This is a genomic window from Arthrobacter sp. P1_A5, from assembly GCF_056406825.1.
In genome coordinates, this window is sequence record NZ_JBFTZL010000002.1 from 87,246 (window position 1) to 105,907 (window position 18,662).

General features: G+C 66.2%; 16 protein-coding genes. 5 read left to right on the top strand and 11 right to left on the bottom strand.

The genetic code is table 11. The features are described from left to right. Nucleotides 1-507 precede the first annotated feature (507 nt). Both AC1D1S_RS01325 and AC1D1S_RS01330 read right to left on the bottom strand, forming a co-directional pair. Complete coding sequence (locus AC1D1S_RS01325; RefSeq protein ID WP_459383546.1) at nucleotides 508-1,383, bottom strand: PhzF family phenazine biosynthesis protein; 876 nt, start codon at nucleotides 1,381-1,383, stop codon at nucleotides 508-510. A gap of 124 nt (nucleotides 1,384-1,507) precedes the next feature. Then, nucleotides 1,508-1,885 (bottom strand): MarR family winged helix-turn-helix transcriptional regulator, encoded by a 378-nt coding sequence (locus AC1D1S_RS01330; protein ID WP_459383547.1) that lies wholly within the window; start codon nucleotides 1,883-1,885, stop codon nucleotides 1,508-1,510. A gap of 84 nt (nucleotides 1,886-1,969) precedes the next feature. Here AC1D1S_RS01330 and AC1D1S_RS01335 point away from each other — a divergent pair, with 84 nt between their 5' ends. From AC1D1S_RS01335 to AC1D1S_RS01350, 4 genes are all read left to right on the top strand, one after another. Then, nucleotides 1,970-3,448 carry an MFS transporter gene (locus AC1D1S_RS01335; RefSeq protein WP_459383548.1) on the top strand — a complete coding sequence of 493 codons (1,479 nt, stop codon included), beginning with the start codon at nucleotides 1,970-1,972 and terminating at the stop codon, nucleotides 3,446-3,448. Between the two features lie 469 nt (nucleotides 3,449-3,917). Beyond that, nucleotides 3,918-5,516 (top strand): glycoside hydrolase family 68 protein, encoded by a 1,599-nt coding sequence (locus tag AC1D1S_RS01340; RefSeq protein WP_476993552.1) that lies wholly within the window; start codon nucleotides 3,918-3,920, stop codon nucleotides 5,514-5,516. A gap of 124 nt (nucleotides 5,517-5,640) precedes the next feature. Then, nucleotides 5,641-7,248 (top strand): glycoside hydrolase family 32 protein, encoded by a 1,608-nt coding sequence (locus AC1D1S_RS01345; protein WP_476942742.1) that lies wholly within the window; start codon nucleotides 5,641-5,643, stop codon nucleotides 7,246-7,248. A gap of 281 nt (nucleotides 7,249-7,529) precedes the next feature. Then, nucleotides 7,530-7,766, top strand: a complete 237-nt coding sequence (locus AC1D1S_RS01350) for a hypothetical protein (protein ID WP_028278144.1) — start codon at nucleotides 7,530-7,532, stop codon at nucleotides 7,764-7,766. 90 nt (nucleotides 7,767-7,856) lie between these two features. Here AC1D1S_RS01350 and AC1D1S_RS01355 read toward each other — a convergent pair whose 3' ends face one another. Then, nucleotides 7,857-8,513 carry a M15 family metallopeptidase gene (locus AC1D1S_RS01355; RefSeq protein ID WP_243178240.1) on the bottom strand — a complete coding sequence of 219 codons (657 nt, stop codon included), beginning with the start codon at nucleotides 8,511-8,513 and terminating at the stop codon, nucleotides 7,857-7,859. A 134-nt stretch (nucleotides 8,514-8,647) separates the two neighbouring features. Beyond that, the gene (locus AC1D1S_RS01360) at nucleotides 8,648-9,109 is read right to left on the bottom strand and encodes a tektin family protein (protein ID WP_243178241.1); all 462 of its coding nucleotides are present in this window, start codon (nucleotides 9,107-9,109) and stop codon (nucleotides 8,648-8,650) included. Between the two features lie 501 nt (nucleotides 9,110-9,610). Here AC1D1S_RS01360 and AC1D1S_RS01365 point away from each other — a divergent pair. After that, entirely contained in the window at nucleotides 9,611-10,429 is an 819-nt protein-coding gene (locus AC1D1S_RS01365) for a GAF domain-containing protein (RefSeq protein WP_476993553.1), read from the top strand. 52 nt (nucleotides 10,430-10,481) lie between these two features. Here AC1D1S_RS01365 and AC1D1S_RS01370 read toward each other — a convergent pair whose 3' ends face one another. The 7 genes from AC1D1S_RS01370 to AC1D1S_RS01400 form a co-directional block, all read right to left on the bottom strand. Further along, nucleotides 10,482-11,075, bottom strand: coding sequence for an NADPH-dependent FMN reductase (locus AC1D1S_RS01370; protein ID WP_243178243.1), 594 nt, complete (start codon nucleotides 11,073-11,075; stop codon nucleotides 10,482-10,484). Between the two features lie 99 nt (nucleotides 11,076-11,174). Further along, nucleotides 11,175-12,440: an N-acetylglucosamine-6-phosphate deacetylase gene (locus AC1D1S_RS01375; RefSeq protein WP_476942738.1), complete on the bottom strand. Its 1,266-nt coding sequence runs from the start codon at nucleotides 12,438-12,440 to the stop codon at nucleotides 11,175-11,177. Nucleotides 12,441-12,450: 10 nt separating this feature from the next. Further along, nucleotides 12,451-13,326 carry a formyltetrahydrofolate deformylase gene (gene purU / locus AC1D1S_RS01380; protein WP_243178245.1) on the bottom strand — a complete coding sequence of 292 codons (876 nt, stop codon included), beginning with the start codon at nucleotides 13,324-13,326 and terminating at the stop codon, nucleotides 12,451-12,453. 2 nt (nucleotides 13,327-13,328) lie between these two features. Beyond that, nucleotides 13,329-14,744 (bottom strand): L-serine ammonia-lyase, encoded by a 1,416-nt coding sequence (locus AC1D1S_RS01385; RefSeq protein ID WP_476945497.1) that lies wholly within the window; start codon nucleotides 14,742-14,744, stop codon nucleotides 13,329-13,331. Continuing rightward, nucleotides 14,744-15,379: a sarcosine oxidase subunit gamma gene (locus AC1D1S_RS01390; RefSeq protein WP_243178247.1), complete on the bottom strand. Its 636-nt coding sequence runs from the start codon at nucleotides 15,377-15,379 to the stop codon at nucleotides 14,744-14,746. Before AC1D1S_RS01390 ends, AC1D1S_RS01385 begins: the two co-directional genes overlap by 1 nt. Then, on the bottom strand, nucleotides 15,372-18,326 hold the full coding sequence (locus AC1D1S_RS01395; protein ID WP_476993554.1) for a 2Fe-2S iron-sulfur cluster-binding protein: 2,955 nt from the start codon (nucleotides 18,324-18,326) through the stop codon (nucleotides 15,372-15,374). The genes AC1D1S_RS01390 and AC1D1S_RS01395 overlap by 8 nt, the downstream gene beginning before the upstream one ends. Beyond that, nucleotides 18,323-18,652, bottom strand: coding sequence for a sarcosine oxidase subunit delta (locus AC1D1S_RS01400; protein ID WP_028278136.1), 330 nt, complete (start codon nucleotides 18,650-18,652; stop codon nucleotides 18,323-18,325). The genes AC1D1S_RS01395 and AC1D1S_RS01400 overlap by 4 nt, the downstream gene beginning before the upstream one ends. Nucleotides 18,653-18,662 lie beyond the last annotated feature (10 nt).

Here is an 18,662-nt window from a genome sequence, read left to right on the forward strand (position 1 = left end):
AGGAAACCCTCGCGGCCGCCATCAGCTGCACCAACTGCGGCAGCTCGCACGTGGTAGCAACGACTGCGGCGTTTCTCGCAATCATCCCGGCGCGGAACGGGAACAGCGGCGGCGCCATGCACCGGGAGGACGCCTACCGCCACTGCCAGGAGCCGATGTCCGCAGTGGACCCCGAGCGGCGAAGTGCCCACCGGGCGGTTTCCACACACGCCGGGAGCCCGGATGTTCTGGGCGACTATCTCCGGACGCGCGTTCTCCGGTGCCGGTGCGGGTTCCAGATGGAAATACCCCGCCCGTGACAGGCAGCACCCTCCGGGGCCTGTATCCAACAAAGTATTAGGGGCACACCGTTTCCAACCACAGCACTGCCACCACCGGAGCCTCCGCGGCCCACAATCAACGACCCGCGCTGATGGACATGGATCTGTCCCCTCAGGGACTCGCGGATGCCCCGGCGAACGAAGTCGACCCGGACAGCCTCGTCTACACCGGCAACAGCTAACCAAGTCAGATGTGGCCCGCACCGGCGGGGATCCGGACGGCCCTGCCGCTGACCACTATTCCGCCGGCCGCGGGAATGTCCACTGTGAGTAGGCTCGGGCGGCCGACGTGCCGTCCCTGGTGGATCAAGACTCTCGACGGGGGCTCGACCAGGCCCAGGATGCGCAGGTATGCGCCGACCGCCGCCGCGGCGGCCCCTGTTGCGGGGTCCTCCGTGATTGCTCCCACCGGGAACAGGTTCCGGGCTTCGAATTCGCCGTCTGCAATCCGGTGCAGGACGGCTACCGTTGCGGCCCAGCCCTGTGCGTCCATGAGCTGGCGCACCGTCTCCGGATCGAAGGCAAAGGAGTCGAAAAGGGTGCTGTCGGCGAAGACCAGCACCGGATGCCAGTTCCCTGAATACGCGATCCGCGGCGGATAAGCGGGATCGAGATCGGTCAGCCCGACGCCGAGCAAGCCCAGAAGGTCAGCCAGGATGTCGTCGTCGAAGACGGCCAGCTGTGGCTCAACACCCGTGAACGATGCGGTGATGTCGTCGCCGTCGCCCGCTGTTTCGATGAGGACGGGGCCGACGGGGGTGTCGAAGGTGAAGGATCCTGCCCCGTCGCGTGCGCTCAGCGCAACGGCCAGCGCAATGGTCGCATGGCCACAGAATGGCACCTCGGCGATCGGCGAGAAGTATCGAACCCGGCTCCGGCGCGGGTCCCCGCCGAGACCCGGCTCCGTCACGAAGGCAGTTTCGGCGTACCCGACGGCGGCCGCCACCGCCAGCATCCCGGCATCGTCGAGATGGCGGGCATCCAGGACCAGACCGGCAGGATTACCGCCGTCTGGCGTCGTGGAAAAAGCCGTATAACGGAGGACCTCGGGGGTGTTTTCCATACCCCGATCCTCCCACCTCCAGCCACCGCCTCAGCGTTGATCCACCCATGCGGGCGGTCTATGACAGGGCATCACGGAGAGGTAAAAAGCGGTGGCGCGTCGCGGCAAATCCTGGCGATGCGGCTCAGGCCAGGTTTTCCTTGAGCAGGGCGCGGTGCTCGATGGCGGCTTCGCGGTGGAGTGCGCGGCCGGCGTCGGTGAGTTCCAGAAAGAGTGAACGCCGGTCATCTTCGCAGGAGTGGCGGGAAATGAGCCCGGCCTTGTCGAGCCGATCCACCACCTTGGACATGGCGCTCTGGGTCATGGGGGTGCGCTCACCCAGCTGTTTCATCCGGCATGCTGAGTCTGCGCTTTCGGCCACGAGATCCAGGATTTCAAACTCAGTCAGGCCGATGTTGAACCGCGACTCCAGGGCGCGGTCGATCGCCCCCGCGGTGCGAAAGTACGTGGTCTGGATGCTGCGCCATTGCTCTACCAGCTGGCGGTCCTGCGGTCTTGCCATGCCGAAATTCTAGTTCATGACGAAATAAAAGTCCACGTCATAATATTCCTTGTCATTCAATGACGCGTCATATAAATTGGTGCCATGACCTCAACTTCCACTCTTGAAAGACCTGCCGGAGAACGGCTTGCTCCCGTCCGCTGGAGCCGTGCGCAGTGGATGCTTCTCCTGGTCCTGTGCACCGTTTTGGCGCTCGATGCGCTGGACGTATCCATGGTCGGTGTGGCACTGCCTTCAATCGGAACCGAACTTCACCTTGGAACCGAGTCCCTCCAGTGGATCGTCTCTGCCTACGTGCTCGGTTACGGAAGTCTTCTTCTGCTCGGCGGCCGGATGGCCGATCTGCTCGGCCGGCGGCGCATCTTCCTGATCGCGCTCAGCGTCTTTGCCGCAGCTTCCTTGCTCGGCGGCCTGGTGGATGACCCAGCCCTGCTGATCGGCACCCGCTTCCTCAAGGGCCTTGCCGCCGCATTCACCGCTCCTGCCGGTTTCTCGATCATCACCACCAACTTCGCGGAAGGTCGCGAACGCAACCGGGCTGTGTCTATCTTCACCACTTTCGGTGCGAGCGGTTTCTCACTCGGCCTGGTCGTCGGAGGCCTGATGACCGCGATGAGCTGGCGCTGGACGTTCCTGGTCTCGGTGCCGGTGGCGGTCGCCGTCGTGATTCTTGGCCTGAAATACATCCCCCGGGACAACGCCGCCGGCAGGGCCGAAGGCAGTAATCAGGACAGCGGGCATGACCTCTGGGGCGCCGTCACACTCGCCGCCGGCATGCTGGGGCTCGTTTACACGCTCGTTGCGGCACCCGGGAACGGTTGGGGATCTGTGGCAACTATCGCCGGATTCGTGGCCTCCGCAGCGGTGCTGGCGGCCTTCGCCCTGATCGAGAACCGGGTCAGGCACCCCTTGATCAGGTTCAGCATCCTCAGGGAAGGTTGGGTGGCGCGGGCGAACCTCAGCGCCGTGGGATTGTTCGGCTCATATTTGAGTTTCCAGTTCATCCTCACGCTGTACCTGCAGTCCGTGCTGGGATGGAGCCCCCTCGGCATGGCCCTGGCGCTTCTTCCCACGGGCCTGCTGGTGGCCTCGAGCGCACCTTTCGCGGACCGGCTCATCGACAAGTTTGGCGCCCCGTGGCTGATCCGGACCGGTTTGGCCTCGCTGGCGCTCGGCTATCTCCTGTTCCTGCGCGTGGGCACCTCGCCGAACTACGTGACGGACATTCTGCCCTCAGTTCTGCTGCTGGGCGTCGGCTTCGCCCTGGCGTTCCCGTCAATCAACGTCCAGGCCACCGCGGGCATCCGGAATTCTGAACAGGGCCTGGCAGCCGGCCTGATCCAGACCAGCACCCAGGTGGGGGCCGCCCTGGTTCTCGCCGTCACCACCGCCATGGTCAGCGGTCACGGCAACGCGTCCGACGGCGGCGCTGGCCTGGATGCGGCGGCCATGCTGGAACTGTATCGCCCCGGCCTGATCCTGAGCGCAGCTGTGGCGGTTGCAGCCCTGCTGATCGCAGCGGCGCCCTCCCGGAGCCGGAAACGGGTGGCAGTAGAACACTGACCGGCTGGACGTGACTTCCAGCCAGAGCCCTCGGCTTAGGCCGAGGGCTCTGGTTCGCGATGGCCAATCCGGCGTGGTGGACTGAATGGCGGACGACTACGGAGCAACAAACGGGCAACGGCCGGCAACTTGCAAAATAAAACATATTTATTTGACACATTTGACTCAAAATTTGAGTCGTGGCACGCGCGCGGAGAGATTGTGCAAGCGCTTACATCGACCGGGGTGTGAGCCGTTTTGGTGTCTGAAATGTGGTTTTGAATCCTCGCCAGCACTGTCTACGGTGATGAACGTCCAGGAGGTCAGCACCCTCCCGGGCCACCGATGGGGCCCTACCGAGGTCCCGTCCCCTCGACACGATGGCGTCCTCGATGACGCCTGCGGTGTCATCGGGGCTGCCGGAGTTTCGGGGAATGAGGGCATATGCCCGTCTTCCACGAATGGCCTCAACTCCGCGAGAAGAGCAAAAATGCACGAGCACCCCAATACACACCGGAAGCTGCGGTGGCGTTCTGTCGCCGCGGCACTGGCGGCGGCCGTGGCGGCCTCCGTCTTCCTTGCCGTTCCGTCAGCCCAGGCAAACACGCCCTCGGATCCGCCGAGCGGCGGCCAGATGCCGGCTCCGACCCCCGGCTTCCCCCTGCCCACGAAGCACACCCAGCAGGCGTTCGATCCGGCCGCGGCCTTCACCTCCAAGTGGACGCGTGCCGATGCCAAGCAGATTATGGCCCAAAGCAGCACAAGCGTAACCCCGGGCCAGAACTCCATGAGCCCGAACGTCACCATGCCGGAAATCCCCCAGGACTTCCCGGCCATGAACGACGACGTCTGGGTTTGGGACACTTGGTCCCTGACCGATGAGAACGCAAACCAGATCAGCTACAAGGGCTGGGACGTGATCTTCTCACTCGTTGCCGACCGCCACGCCGGCTACGGCTTCGACCAGCGGCACTGGAACGCCCGGATCGGCTATTTCTTCCGCAAGACCAACGCCGATCCGGCCAAGGACAAGTGGAACTACGGCGGACACCTGTTCCTGGACAACACCTCCGTCGGCAACACCGAATGGTCCGGTTCGACCCGCCTCATGCAGGGGAACCACGTCAACGTCTTCTACACCGCAACGACGTTCTACGACGTTGCCGAGCGCAACGCCGGCGGCGGCGGAATCGCCCCGGATGCCGTGATTGCCAAGGCGCTGGGCAACATCCACGCTGACAAGAACGGCGTGAGCTTCGACGGCTTCGAGCACACCAAACTCCTTGAGCCGGACGGCGTCATGTACCAGAACAAGGCCCAGAACCCAGGGTTCGCCTTCCGGGACCCCTACACGTTCGCAGACCCGGCGCACCCGGGCAAGACCTTCATGGTCTTCGAAGGCAACACCGGTGGCCAGCGGGGCGATTACAAGTGCACGGACCAGGACCTGGGCTACCAGCCCGGGGACCCCCGCGCCGAATCCGCGAACACCGTCAACGCCACCACCGGTGCATGGTTCCAGACCGCCAACGTGGGCCTGGCCGTGGCGGACAACAAAGACCTGACCAAGTGGCACTTCCTGCCGCCGGTCCTGTCCGCCAACTGCGTCAACGACCAGACCGAGCGTCCGCAGATCTTCATCCAGAACGAGGGCGGCAAGAACAAGTACTACCTGTTCACCATCAGCCACCAGTTCACCTATGCGGATGGAATGCGCGGCCCCGACGGCGTGTACGGCTTTGTTGGCGACGGCGTCCGTTCCGACTACCAGCCCATGAACAACAGCGGCCTGACGCTGGCATCCCCCACGGACCTGAACATGCCGGCCAATGCCCCCGAAGGACCGGACCCCCGCCAGAACGGCCGCCAGTTCCAGGCCTACTCGCACTACGTTCAGCCGGGCGGGCTGGTGCAGTCCTTTATCGACAACGTGAACGGTGTACGCGGCGGTTCCCTCTCGCCCACCGTGAAGATCAACTTCCGCAACGGAGTTTCGGCCGTTGACCGCACTTTCGGCCAGAACGGTCTGGGCCCGTTCGGGTACCTGCCCACGAACCTCAACGTCGGCGGTGCCGGCCTCTACAAGTAGTGCAGTAAGCAGTCATGAGGCGGAAGCGCCCGGAATCCCGGGTGCTTCCGTCCCACTGCAGGCCCCAGGCCGACGGGCCATAGATGGGCGGGATGGCTTCCACCAAGATCAGGAATGTTGAATCATGAAAAACCATTGGACGATCTGGATAGTGGCCGCCGCGGCCGCGGCCGTTCTGATCGCAGTGGCGCTGGTCCCATCGCCGGGATCCCGCCCGGGCTCCCAGAGCCACGCCGGGCAGGCGCAGTCAGCCTTCGACCGGCCCGAGGGGGCATCCGAGTTCCGGCCGAGCTATCACATAACGCCCGGGAAGAACTGGATGAATGATCCGCAGCGTCCCATCCTGCTCGACGGCGTGTGGCACTACTACTACCTCTACAACGCCGGGTACCCGAAGGAGAACGGCACCGAGTGGTACCACCTAACCAGCACGGACCTGGTGCACTGGAAGGAGGAGGGAGTGGCGATCACCAAGTACAAAAACGGGCTGGGCGACATCGAGACCGGAAGCGCCGTGGTGGACCACGACAATTCGGCCGGCTTCGGCAAGGGAGCCGTCATCGCGGTCATGACGCAGCAGGACCAGGGCATCCAGCGCCAATCCTTGTTCTACTCCACCGACCACGGATACTCATTCACCGCCTATGCGGAGAATCCGGTCATGGAAAATCCTGGCGAACCGGACTGGCGGGACCCTAAGATCATCCGCGATGAAGCCCACGGCCAATGGGTGATGGCCCTGGCCGAAGGCAGCAAAATCGGCATGTATACCTCGCCGGACCTGAAGAATTGGCACTACGCCTCGGGCATCGAACGCAAAGGTCTGGGCGTCCTGGAATGCCCGGACCTCTTCCAGCTGGATCTCGACGGTGATCCAGCCAAACGGACCTGGGTCCTTGCCGCCAGCGCCAACGGGAGCGAAGAGGGCTTCACCACGGGCGTCGCCTACTGGACTGGCGAATGGGACGGAACCCGATTCACCCCGTCTGACGGGCCGCACCAGTGGCTCGACGCCGGCTCCGACTTCTACGCCGCCGTGACGTGGGATGATCCCAGGCTCACCGAAAGCCAGCGGATGTCCTCGCGGCACGCCATCGGGTGGATGAACAACTGGCAATACGCCCGGCAGTTGCCCACTCAGGACTGGCACGGCGGAGCCGACTCCATAGTGAGGGACATACGACTGGAGACAATCGCCGGAAAGCCAACGCTGGTGTCGAGCCCCACGACCGCCATGAAGGCCCTTGAAGGCCCGGCGGCAACCACCGGGGAACGTCGACTGACACCGGATGGCGCAGGACAACTGCCGGTCCCGGAAGGCGGGGCGTACCGGCTCGATGTGACTCTTGAGCGGACAGCGCAGGACGACGGTTCCGTTGCCAGGATCGAACTCGAAAGCGACGGCGGAACGTTCGCCACCGTCGGATACGACTTCGCCACCGAGTCAGCATTCATCTCCCGGGAGTCCGACGCTGCCGCCACCGGCAAGGCCGAACTCAGTCCGGACTACCGGGCATCGCGGCGGGCAGTCAGCCCAGCGCGAGACGGGAAAGTGGAGCTGTCGATTTTCGTCGACTACAGCTCGGTGGAGGTTTTCATCAACGGCGGAGAAAAGACCATGACGTCACTGGTCTTCCCCACCGCGGGGACGCCGAACATCAAGGCCGTCACGGCGGGGGGCACGCTGACGCTGAAGTCCTTCAGCTCCAGGCAGCTGGCCGCCACACACTGACCAGCACCCGTTTGGAGGATCACAGAGATCCACGTCGATGAGATGAAATCCCGCTCCATCGCTACCGGCAAGAGGCCTGGGCCTCGTTCCATGGGAACGAGGCTACGAGTTTTTAGTTTTGTCATGTTGACGGACGGTTCATTCGAACCTGGAACACGTAGGGTTGTCAGCATCGGCGGTCAATATCCAGTCAGCCCGATGGCATCGCACGTATTCCCCTGTCAGCAAAAGCCCGACAGGTTTGTCGTTGAACCGATGCCTGAGAGGCAGCAGTGACTAACATGCACATCAAGGAACAATGGAACCGGCTCGATCCGACCACCCAGCAGTGGCTGATGGACAACCCTGGATGCATGGTGCTGCCCCGCACCCTGACGGCAATTTTCAACAAGGAAACGGGCGAAAACGCCGACATCGACACCCATGGCGAAGCCGTGCTTAGCGACGAGGACAGGGAGTTCATCCAGGGCAAGGCACGCGAAGCCGCCGGCGGCCTTTCGGATGACCGCTTTCTTTGATTCCGCCCAACCCTAACCCCGTCTCCGGGGGGTCCTGCGTGGGCGAGCTGTCCTTGGCGCCCAATCGGCCGCGACGGGAAAGAGAACCCTCTATTGGAGATAATCGGGCGCCGCTTCCAGACCGAAGTACTTCTCAAGGGTGGCAATCCCGGTGCTTTGCATATCCTCGGCGATAACCTTTCCCACATAGCGCAGATGCCATGGCTCGTAGGTGTAGCCGGTAGTGGCCTCGGCCCCGGCCGGATATCGGATGATGAATCCGTACTCCCAGCCGTGCTCGGCCGCCCACCGCCCTGCCGGGGTATTGGCGAAGCAGGCTTGCAGGGCGCAGGTTCCGCTGGCATTGCCGATGTCCATCGACAGGCCGGTCTGGTGTTCGCTGTAGCCGGGCCGGGCAGCAAGGGTGTCCGCCGTCGCCTGTCCGTACTGGCGCACGTAGCTGTCATAGAGGCTGGCCTGCTCGCTGAACGAACGGTAGCCGCTGATCGGCATGACGTTCACGCCGGCCGCCTTGGCGGCTTTGGCAAACTGCTTGTAGGCGTCCGCGGCCGGCGCCCGCAACCGTTCCGCTTGGACCCTGACCAGCTGCCCCGGTACATAAGCGGCCGGGTTCAGCTGCCGGTGCTTGTTGACCACCACCTGCAGGCTGGAGGCAGAATCAAAGTCGTAGCCCGCCGCGGCCACTGCCGTCACGGACGGTGCGATCATGCCGAGCGAAAGCACCAGCCCTGCCACAGCACCCGTCATCCTGCTGATTCCTCTAAGCACGGTGGCCTCCTAGAAGTGTCCGGAACAGATTCGGGAACTCTACCGGCCTGCAGGGTCCGTGGTCGAGAGGGATCCGGAACAACTACGCGCCCACGGCGGTCCGCACGGGACCGTCAGCACTTGACCTCGGTCCTGAGGTCCCGGATCGCGGCCTCGACGTTGGAGGCTTCGTCCCGGAGGGAATCAGCTGCTTGAGTCAACGTGGCGTTGTCAGGCACCGCGGCGACGGCGGCATTGAACTTGGCTTCGGCGGCCATCACCGCCTCCGCCCGTTGCTGGGCGAGGTTCTCGCTTGCCTTGGCCAGCTCTTCATAGGTCTTGGAGACTTGGTCTTGGGCCGCGCGCACCTGCTCGATTGTGGCGTCCGGCTTGAGCGTGGCCTTGAAATTCGCCAGGGCCGCGGCATGGGCATCGGCAGCAGCGCAGATTTCCGACACGCTCGCAGGCGGGCTCGAGATGGCCGCGGTGGGGCTTGGGGTGGCAGCCGGCGGACTCGTGGGGCTGCATCCGGTGAGCAGTACGAAGGCGGTCGCAAGCGCGATGGATCCCACGGTGATTGCGTGCGGTCTTGACATTTGAGGGCTCCTCTCCCAGCTGGGATCGCCCCCGAGCAGTGGGGCATCGAAGGGCATATCCATCGTCTGCCCGGACGCGGGTGCGGACCTCATCCGCCGGGGGTGAAATGGGCGGTAGTGCCCTGCCGACCCGCACGGGCCCAAAGGCCCTTTTGGGACCGGCGGAACGCGGGTATTAATGGTTGTGCCACGGCGGGACGGGTCCTCCGCGACTGGTGTTGAAGCCGGGGCGGGCGGTCCAGGGCGGATGTTGAATGCCTCCCTGGGCCGCCGCGGCGCTGAAGCGGATTTCCCGCTGTCACGGGAACAGCTCAGCGGAACAGCTGCCGGAACAGCTGAGGAACAGTTCATCGAAACAGGTCGCCGGGACAGCCCGGAACCATACCAATGCGACAGAGGCCCTGGCTCTGACAAATGGGAGGCGCGGCGGTGTCCGCCCGGACGTATGCTGTTTTCATCGGTTCAGCAGTGAGCTGCGTGCTTTGATCTCGAGCGTGGAACATGACCCAAGGAATTGCAAGAGACGGCCGGCAGGATCGTTATGCCTCCTTCTGGGAGCTGCACTTCAACGACCCGGATGTCGGTGCCTTCCTCAGCGAAGCCGTGAGTGAGTTTGTCGACGACATCGGTGGTCCCGGCCGTGGGATCAGCTGGGCAGTGACACTGGTCGGGTCCGCGGAGGCACTCACGCTGACCGCGGGCAGCGCACCGGCACGGGCCGCCGACGAGGCGCAGCGTTCCTTCGACGACGGGCCCGCCCGCACGGCGGTCCGAACCGGCGAATATGTGTTCGTGGGCGACACTTCCCTGGAGCGGCGCTGGCCCGGATACGCCAGCGCCGCCGCAGCCTTCGGGGTCCGGTCCCTCGTATCCGTTCCACTGGCACCACAAGCGGTCTTCCATGCCGCCGTGAACCTGTACGCCGCGTGGCCGCACGTCTTCACCAGCGCAGACATCATCGCAGCGGCTCGGCTGGCCCGCTACATCTCCCGTGCACTGCGATTGGTCCAGGAGTTGGCGCTGAGGTCCGGCGGCGGCGCAGACCTCTCCTCGGCGCAGCTCTCCCGGGCACTGGCCGGGCTGGCGCTGCGGACGCTGGTGCGGGAGTACGGGTTCAGCGAAGAAGGCGCCCTTGACTACCTGCGCAGCGTCGCAGGCGGAGCCGCGCGGGAATCATCCGGCGGCACGGTCCACGTCCTGGTGCCCGATTCCGTTCCGGGCCAGAACGTGCCCCAGCCCAGTCCCTATGCCGYGGCGCCACACGGCGGAGACACGCCCCCCGTCCGTCGGCGGCGGCGCAGGACGGGGACTCCGGCGTAGGCGGACACCGGCATGCGCCGGGACGGCAATCCGGGCTCAGCCTGGGCAGCGGTCACGCCGCGCTGGCGTCTTCTGTTCCGTGGGCATGGCCTGGCCGGAGGACCTTCAGCGCGCCGGACCACGCGATCACCTGGTCAAACAGGATCTGCAGGCTCTTTTCCGCGGCCGCCGTCGGGATGAAAGTGCGGTAATTCGCGAATTCCGTGGCCAGGGGCAGCGCCACCTGGGCCCGGACGTCGGCCATCTGCAGCTCCGCGGACACTCCGCGGAAGTGTTCGACGGCGCGGATGCCGCCGCTGCTTCCGTAGCTGACAAACCCGGCCGCCTTGTTGTTCCACTCCTTGTAGAGGTAGTCCACAGCGTTTTTCAGTGCGCCGGGAATCGAATGGTTGTACTCGCCCGTGACGAAGATGTAGCCGTCGAATCCGTCGACAGCTTCGGACCAGGCCTTGGTGTAGGGCTGGCTGTACCGGCCGAGGGAGGGTGGCAGCGGCTCGTCCAGCAGCGGAAGATCAAAATCGGCGACGTCGAGGACGTCAAAGGTGGCATCGCCGCGTTCTGATGCCCGGGCACTTACCCAGTCGGCGACGGCCTTTCCGAGGCGACCGGGCCGGGTGCTCCCGAGCACGATAGCGATGCGGATCATGGCGGGCTCCTTTCCGGAAGTAATGTTTGCCCACACTCAGAACAACAAAACGAGGGGCTCGAAACTTCCGCGCCGCCRTGGGCCCCGCGGGTTCAGGGGCTAACGCTCGGCACGTCGATGGTCCGGCAGGATCCGTCCGCCGCGCAGCACGGCCACGAGGTCGAAACCCGGGTCGACGGCGATGATATCCGCGCGCATTCCCGCCCGGAGGGCGCCGATCTCGGCCTCCAGGCCCAGGACACGGGCCGGGACCAGGGTGGCCGCCGCTACGGCGTCGGCCGGACTCACTCCCGCCGCGATGGTGGCGCGGACAACCTCCAACAGGGTCGCCGTTCCCCCGGCAAGGGCGCCGTTGCTCCGCAGGGTGGCCACGCCGTCGTGCACCACCACATCCGCGGGGCCGAGTTCGTAGTCGCCGTCGGGCAGCCCGGTCGCCGCCATGGAGTCCGTCACCAGCGCGATGCCCCCGGCTCCGACCAGGTCAAAGACCATCCGGACCGTCTCCGGGTCGAGGTGGACGCCGTCGCCGACGAGCTCGACGACGACCGTGCCGGCGGCCGCCAGCCGCAGGCACGCGGCCGCCGGTCCGGGACTCCTGTGGTGCAGGGGAGGCATGCCGTTGAACAGATGGGTCACCGTGGGCCGGGCGCGCGGCCCGAAGGCCCCGGAAGCCGCGCCCCCGCGGATGAGGTCCGCGGCCTCCGCCAGTGAGGCCGCGGCCACGGGGGCAGCGGCATCGGTATGGCCCAGCGAGGGGATCACCCCGTGGTCAGTGAGGATCCGGAGGAGCTCACCCGCGCCGGGCAGTTCGGGGGCGTACGTCATGGTCCGCAGGGCTCCGCCGGCCGCCGCCACCAGCCGCCGGAGCAGCGCAGGGTCGGGGGCGCGGAGCCAGTGCGGGTCCTGCGCGCCGGAGCGGGCGGCGGAGAGGAAGGGTCCCTCGCAGTGCACGCCGGCGATCAGTCCCTCGGCCGCCAGGACCTTGAGTACGCCGAGCGACCCCACCAGCTCATCTTCCGGGGCCGTGACGAGGCTGGCCAGGAGGCTGGTGGTCCCGTTGCGGTGCAGGAAGTCCACGGCGGCCCGGCAGGCCCGGTCGTTGCCGGCCGGGAATCCGCCGCCCGCGGCGCCGTGGCAATGGAGGTCGACAAGCCCGGGAAGCAGGGAGCTGCCGGGCGGCAGCGGGAGCTCCTCCGCACCCGGGAAATGTGCGGCGTCAAAGCCGTCGCCGGGTCCCGCGTAGGCGATCAGGCCGCCGTTCACCGCCACCACGCAGCCCGGTGTGCAGTCGCCGTCCGTGATGAGGGCACCCCGCAGGATGTAGGCAGGGGCGGCGGCTTCGCGGTCCTCGAGGGGCAGGATCATGCTGCCAAACCTAGCGCAGCACGACCGTCCTGTTGCCCTGGAGGATGACGCGTCCCTCGCAGTGCCAGCGGACGGCGTTGGAGAGCGCCTTGCACTCGGTGTCGCGTCCGGCGGCCACGAGGTCCTCGGGCCCGAAGGTGTGGTCTACTTCCACCACCTGCTGGGCGATGATCGGCCCCTCGTCCAGTTCGGCGTTGACATAGTGGGCTGTGGCGCCGACCGTCTTCACGCCCCGGGCGTGCGCCTGGTGGTAGGGCTTCGCGCCCTTGAAGCTGGGCAGGAAGGAGTGGTGGATGTTGATGGCGCGGCCATCCAGCTGGCGGGTGAGGTTGTCGCTGAGGACCTGCATGTAGCGGGCCAGGACCACCAGTTCAACGTCCATCCGGTCGATCAGTTCCAGGAGCCGCTGCTCGGCCGCGGGCTTGGTGTCCGGGGTGATGGGCACATGGAAGAACGGGATTCCGTGCCATTCGACGGTCCGCCGGTGATCGGGATGGTTCGAGACGACGCCGACGATCTCGATGGGCAGTTCACCGGTGCGGGCCCGGTACAGCAGATCGTTGAGGCAGTGCTCGAACTTCGAGACCATGATCAGGACCCGCCGTTTGCTGCCGTGCCGCCGCAGGTCCCAGCGCATGCCGAATTTGTCGGCGACCGGAACGAAGGCTTCCCGAAGCGTGTCCAGGGTTGTTTGGTCCCCGGTCGAGGCGAAGTGGAGCCGCATGAAGAAATGGCCGTCCAGTTGTGAGTCGAACTGTTTGCTTTCCAGGATGTCGCAGCCCTGGTCCAGCAGGAAGCCGGAAACGGCGTGGACGATCCCGCGCGTTTCCGGGCAGTCCAGGGTCAGGATGTGCTCCACGGTTTCGGTGCTCTGGTTCTCGGCCATGGTCAGCACTCCACGACATTCACGGCGAGGCCTCCGCGGGAGGTTTCCTTGTACTTGGTTTTCATGTCTGCTCCTGTTTCGCGCATGGTCTTAATGGCCTTGTCCAGCGAGACTTTATGGCTGCCGTCCCCGTGCAGGCACAGGCGGGCGGCGTTGATGGCTTTGACGCTGGCAATGGCGTTGCGTTCGATGCAGGGGATCTGCACCAGCCCGCCGACGGGGTCGCAGGTCAGACCGAGGTTGTGTTCGATCCCGACTTCGGCAGCGTTTTCCACCTGTTCCGGGGTGCCGCCCAGCACTTCGCAGAGCCCCGCCGCCGCCATGGAGCACGCCGATCCGACTTCACCCTGGCAGCCGACCTCTGCCCCGGAGATGGAGGCATTGATCTTGAACAGTATCCCGACGGCGGCCGCGGCCAGCAGGAAGCGCACCACGCCGTCGTCGTTGGCGCCGGGGACGAACTTGACGTAATAGTGCAGCACGGCCGGCACAATGCCCGCGGCACCGTTGGTGGGCGCCGTGACGATCCGGCCCCCCGCGGCGTTTTCCTCGTTGACGGCCAGCGCGAAGAGGTTTACCCATTCCATGGCGAGCAGCGGGTCGGCAGGGACCTGGACCGGCGATGGGTTCCGGGCGTCCGCCTCGGCGCTGACGGCGGATGCTGCCAGCGTCCGAAACAACGACGGGGCGCGCCGTTTGACGTTCAGCCCACCGGGCAGGATTCCCTCGGCAGCGCAGCCGTTTTCCACGCACTGGCGCATGACCGCCCACAGGGCCAAGAGCTTCTCCCGGAGGTCGGCTTCGGTGCGCCAGACGAGTTCGTTGGCCAGCATGACGTCGGAGACGGACTTATTCTCTCGATGGCATATTTCGAGGAGTCCGTCAGCTGTTGTGAACGGGTAGGGCAGCACCGTGTCGTCGGCCACCACGTGGTCGGCGCCTTGTGCATTGCCATCGACGACAAAGCCGCCCCCAATCGAATAGAAGCTCCGTTCGCTGAGGACGTCGCCGGCGCGGTCAAGGGCCCGGAAGGTCATGCCGTTCGGATGGGCGGGCAGCGACTTGCGGCGGTGCAGGACCACGTCCTCATCCCAGTTGAAATCCACCCGGTGATGGCCGGCGAGCTGCAGTTCCGCATCCAGGGCAGCGGCTGCCACCTGGTCATCCGCCGTAGCGGTGTCCACTGTCTCGGGGTCCTGGCCCTGGAGGCCCAGGACGACAGCCTTGTCCGAACCGTGGCCCCGGCCGGTGGCGCCGAGGGAACCGAACAGCTCGGCCTGCACCCTCGCCGTGGAACTCAGTTGCCCGTCGCTCTTGAGCCCGTCGGCGAACCGCTTGGCCGCCCGCATCGGGCCGACCGTGTGGGAGGAGGACGGCCCGATGCCAACAGAAAACAGGTCGAGGACGCTGAGCGCCATCAGGGGACCTCGGTGGAGGCATATTCGCGCATGGCGTCGAGGAGCCAGCGGCCGAGGAACTCCGCGAAGGATGCCCGCGGGAAGATCCGGTAGGTCTCGTCCCCGGTCTTCCACAGAACGACGGGGATGCCGCCGATTTCCGTGGACAGGGCCGTTCCGGGCTGGAAGACGCGGGGGTGCAGGTCCAGGGCGCAGCCCTTCTCCAGCACGGCACTGGCCCGGGGTCCGGAGAGCTCGAGCGTGGTGCGGTTGGCGGAGAGATCGACCACCTGGCCCTGGCCGTCACCCAGTGCTGCGATGAGCGTCCGGGGGAGCTCACCGCCCAGGCTTTCGTGGGATTCGGCGGGGGCCACGAGCAGGAATTCTGCCGGGCCCAGCCACAGCACTGCGGTGTCGCCGCTGCCGCGGACTTCCCCGGAAGCGGAGGGCAGGCCACCTGTGAGGGCGCCCAGCCGCTGCCCTGCGTCGCCGGCAGGATCGACCCGGAGCCCTGCCATGGTCAGGAACGGCACCTCGCGCAGCTCCACGGTGCCCGCAACGGATCCCGCTTCAAAAGCCGTTCTCAGGAGCGACGCCGGACTCTTCCTGAGGGTCTGGATCTTCTTGGAATTTTCGAGTGCTGCAGTGTCAGCCATCTTTGCGGGCCCCTTCAGAGTCAAATAGTACGGTTTCTGCGACGATTACGTCCACGAGTTGGTCGCCGGCGGCGGCCACCAGGGTCTCGCCAATGCGGTTGCGGCCGTTCTTGATCAGGGCCAGGGCAAACGACCTGCCCAGCGCCGCACTGTGGTAGCTCGAGGTCACGAATCCCTGCATGGGCACGGGGCCGTAGGCGGGGTTGACGGTGATGCCCTGTTCCACCAGTTGGGTGCCTTCGGGGAGCCGGATGGTGCCGTCCACGGGGAGGACGCTGACCAGGTGTTTCCGGTCGGTGCGGCCGGCGTCCTTGCGGGTGTAGGAGCGTTTGCCGATGAAGTCCTTGACCTTGGACACGACCCATTCCATGCCGGCGTCCTGCGGTGTCACGGTCCCGTCAGTGTCCTGGCCGACGATCGGGTACCCCTTCTCCGCGCGCAGCACGTGCATGGTCTCGGTGCCGTACGGGGTGATGTTGAACTCCGCGCCGGCCGCCGCCACGGCTTCCCAGGTGCTCAGCCCGTACCAGGACGGGATGTTGATTTCGTAGGCCAGTTCGCCGGAGAACGAGATCCGGCAGACCCGGGCCTGGACACCGGAGGCCAGGGTGGTCTCCCGGAATGTCATGAACGGGAAGGCCTCGGCGTCCAGGCCGCCGTCGGCTGCCAGTTCCGGAGCCACTTTGGCGAGAACGGCGCGGGATTTCGGACCGACGACGGCGATCGTGGACCACTGCTCCGTGACGGAGGTGCAGTGCACATCCAGTTCCGGCCATTCGGTCTGCAGCCATTCCTCCAGCCAGTCCAGCACCTTGGCCGCGCCGCCGGTGGTGGTGGTCATGAAGAAGCGGTCCTCGTCCAGGCGCAGGGTGACGCCATCGTCGAAGATCATCCCGTCCGGGGTGCACATGACGCCGTAGCGGGCCGAACCCGGAGCCAGCTTCTTGAACGCGTTGGTGTAGATGCGGTTCAGGAACTCGCCGGCGTCCTTGCCGCGGATCTCGATCTTGCCCAGGGTGGTGGCGTCCATGAACCCCACGGATTCCCGGACGGCGGCGCATTCACGGAGCACCGCGGCGTCCATGTCCTCGCCGTCCTGCGGGTAGTACCACGGCCGCTTCCACTGCCCGACGTCTTCGAAGAGGGCTCCCTGGGCGACATGCCAGGGGTGGATGGAAGTGAGGCGGGCGGCGTCGAAGAGTTCGCCACGCTGGCGTCCGGCCAGGGCGGCAAACGCCACGGGGGTGAAGGGAGCACGGTAGGTGGTGGTGCCAATGTCGCCGATCCCACGGGACGCTTCGCCGGCTGTCCGGAGCGCGGCGGCGATGACGCCGATCGCGTTCACCCCGGAGGTCTTGCCCTGGTCGTTCGCGGTGCTGATCGAGGTGTAGCGCTTGATGTGCTCCACGGACCGCATGCCGGCACCGGTGGAGCGGAGGACATCGGCCACGGACTGGTCGCGCTGGAAATCCACGAAGTGGTGGTGCCAGTCATCCGGGCCGCCGTCCTGCCCGGGTACCAGCCAGAGCTGGCGGGTGGGGGCGGCGGCCTTCGGCTCGCCAAGTACTGACGGTTCGACGGCGGACTCGAAGCCCGCGGCGATGACCGCCGCGGCCCCGGCGGAGATGCCTTCGGCCACGCAGTCGTCGAGGTCGAAGCTGCCGCGTCCGGATCCGGCCACCTGCTGGTTGGGGACCACGCTGTTGGGGACGAAGGCGGCGAGGTCTTCGTCCCAGCGGAGCCTGCCCTGGCGCTGGGAGTGCAGGTGCACCACCGGTGACCAGCCGCCGGAGACGGCCAGCAGGTCGCAGGCGAGGTGTTCGATGCCCGAGGTGAGTTCGCCGGCGTCGTTGATGCTCCGGACGGTGACGCCGAGGAGCCGGCCGTCGCCGGAGTCAGCAGCGGTGGTGTTGGCGACGGCGCTGCCGATCAGCACCCGCGTTCCCGCGGCCGCAGCTGCGGAAGCGGTTTCGCTTAGCTGTGCACGGGCGTCTACGACGGCTTCGACCCGGATGCCCGCGGCGCGGAGGTCGGCGGCCAGGGCGTAGGCGCTGTCGTTCGTGGTGCTGATGACCACCCGGGAACCTGCGGCGACGGCGTAGCGGTTGAGGTAGGTGCGGACTGCGGACGCGAGCATGATGCCGGGGCGGTCGTTGTTTTCGAAGACCAGCGGGCGTTCGTGGGCGCCCGGGGCCAGGATGACCTGGGCGGCCCGGATGTGCCAGATCCGCTGGCGGGAAACACCGGGGGCGGCCGGGGTCAGGAGGTGGTCGGTCCGGTTCTGGGCCGCAATGACGTAGTTGGAGTCGTAGGAGCCGAAGGCGCTGGTGCGGTTCAGCACCGTGCATTCGGCCGCGGAGATCAGTTCGGCTTCAACATTGGCCACCCATTCCAGGGCGGGCTGCCCTTCGATGCTCTCGACGAGGGCCGGATCCGTGGAGCCGGACAACAGCGAGCCGCCCAGTTCGGGCTGGTCGTCGATAAGGATGACCCGGGCGCCGGAGCGGACGGCCTCGCGGGCCGCGGCCAGGCCTGCCGGGCCGCCACCGACCACCAGGACGTCGGTGTGGACATACTTCTTGTCGTATTCGGCGTGGTCCTCGGCCGGGTCCAGCTTGCCCAGCCCGCTGAGCACTTCGGCGCTGAGGCCGTCCACCAGGGACACCGTGGTGGCGGGGAGCATGGATTCGGCCACGTGGCCCGGGAACCGGGCCGCGACCTTGACCAGGGCGTTGGATTCCTCGACGCCGGCGGACATGATGCCGCGGGGCCGGCTCTCATACAGGGAGTCACCCGCGCGGAGCCGGCCGTTGGCCAGCAGGGCGGAGGCGAGGGTGTCGCCGGGGTGGCCAGTGTATTCACGGCCGTCCAGGGTGAAGCGCCACGTGACGCTGCGGTCGATGCGTCCGCCGGTGCTAAGACGCGCGGGCTGCGGCTGAGCGGTCATTTGACTGCTCCTTCCGGGGAGACGGGGCTGGTGACGGTGGGGGCTGTGGGGCCTGTGGCGGGCCGGAGCTGACCCATCGGGTAGACGGCCTGGATGTCGTAGGTGACGGTGTCGCGGAGCATGTTGAACCATTGCCGGCAGCCGGTGCTGTGCAGCCAGCGTTCGGCGAAGGCACCCTTGGTGTTGTCGCGGTAGAACAGGTACTCGGCCCATTCGCGGTCCGTGAGCTCTGCCGGGTTTTCGGGGTAGGCCACGTGGGCCTGTCCGCCGTAGTGGAATTCGGTCTCGTCGCGGGGACCGCAGTTGGGGCAGGGAATCAGGAGCATGTCCTTACCT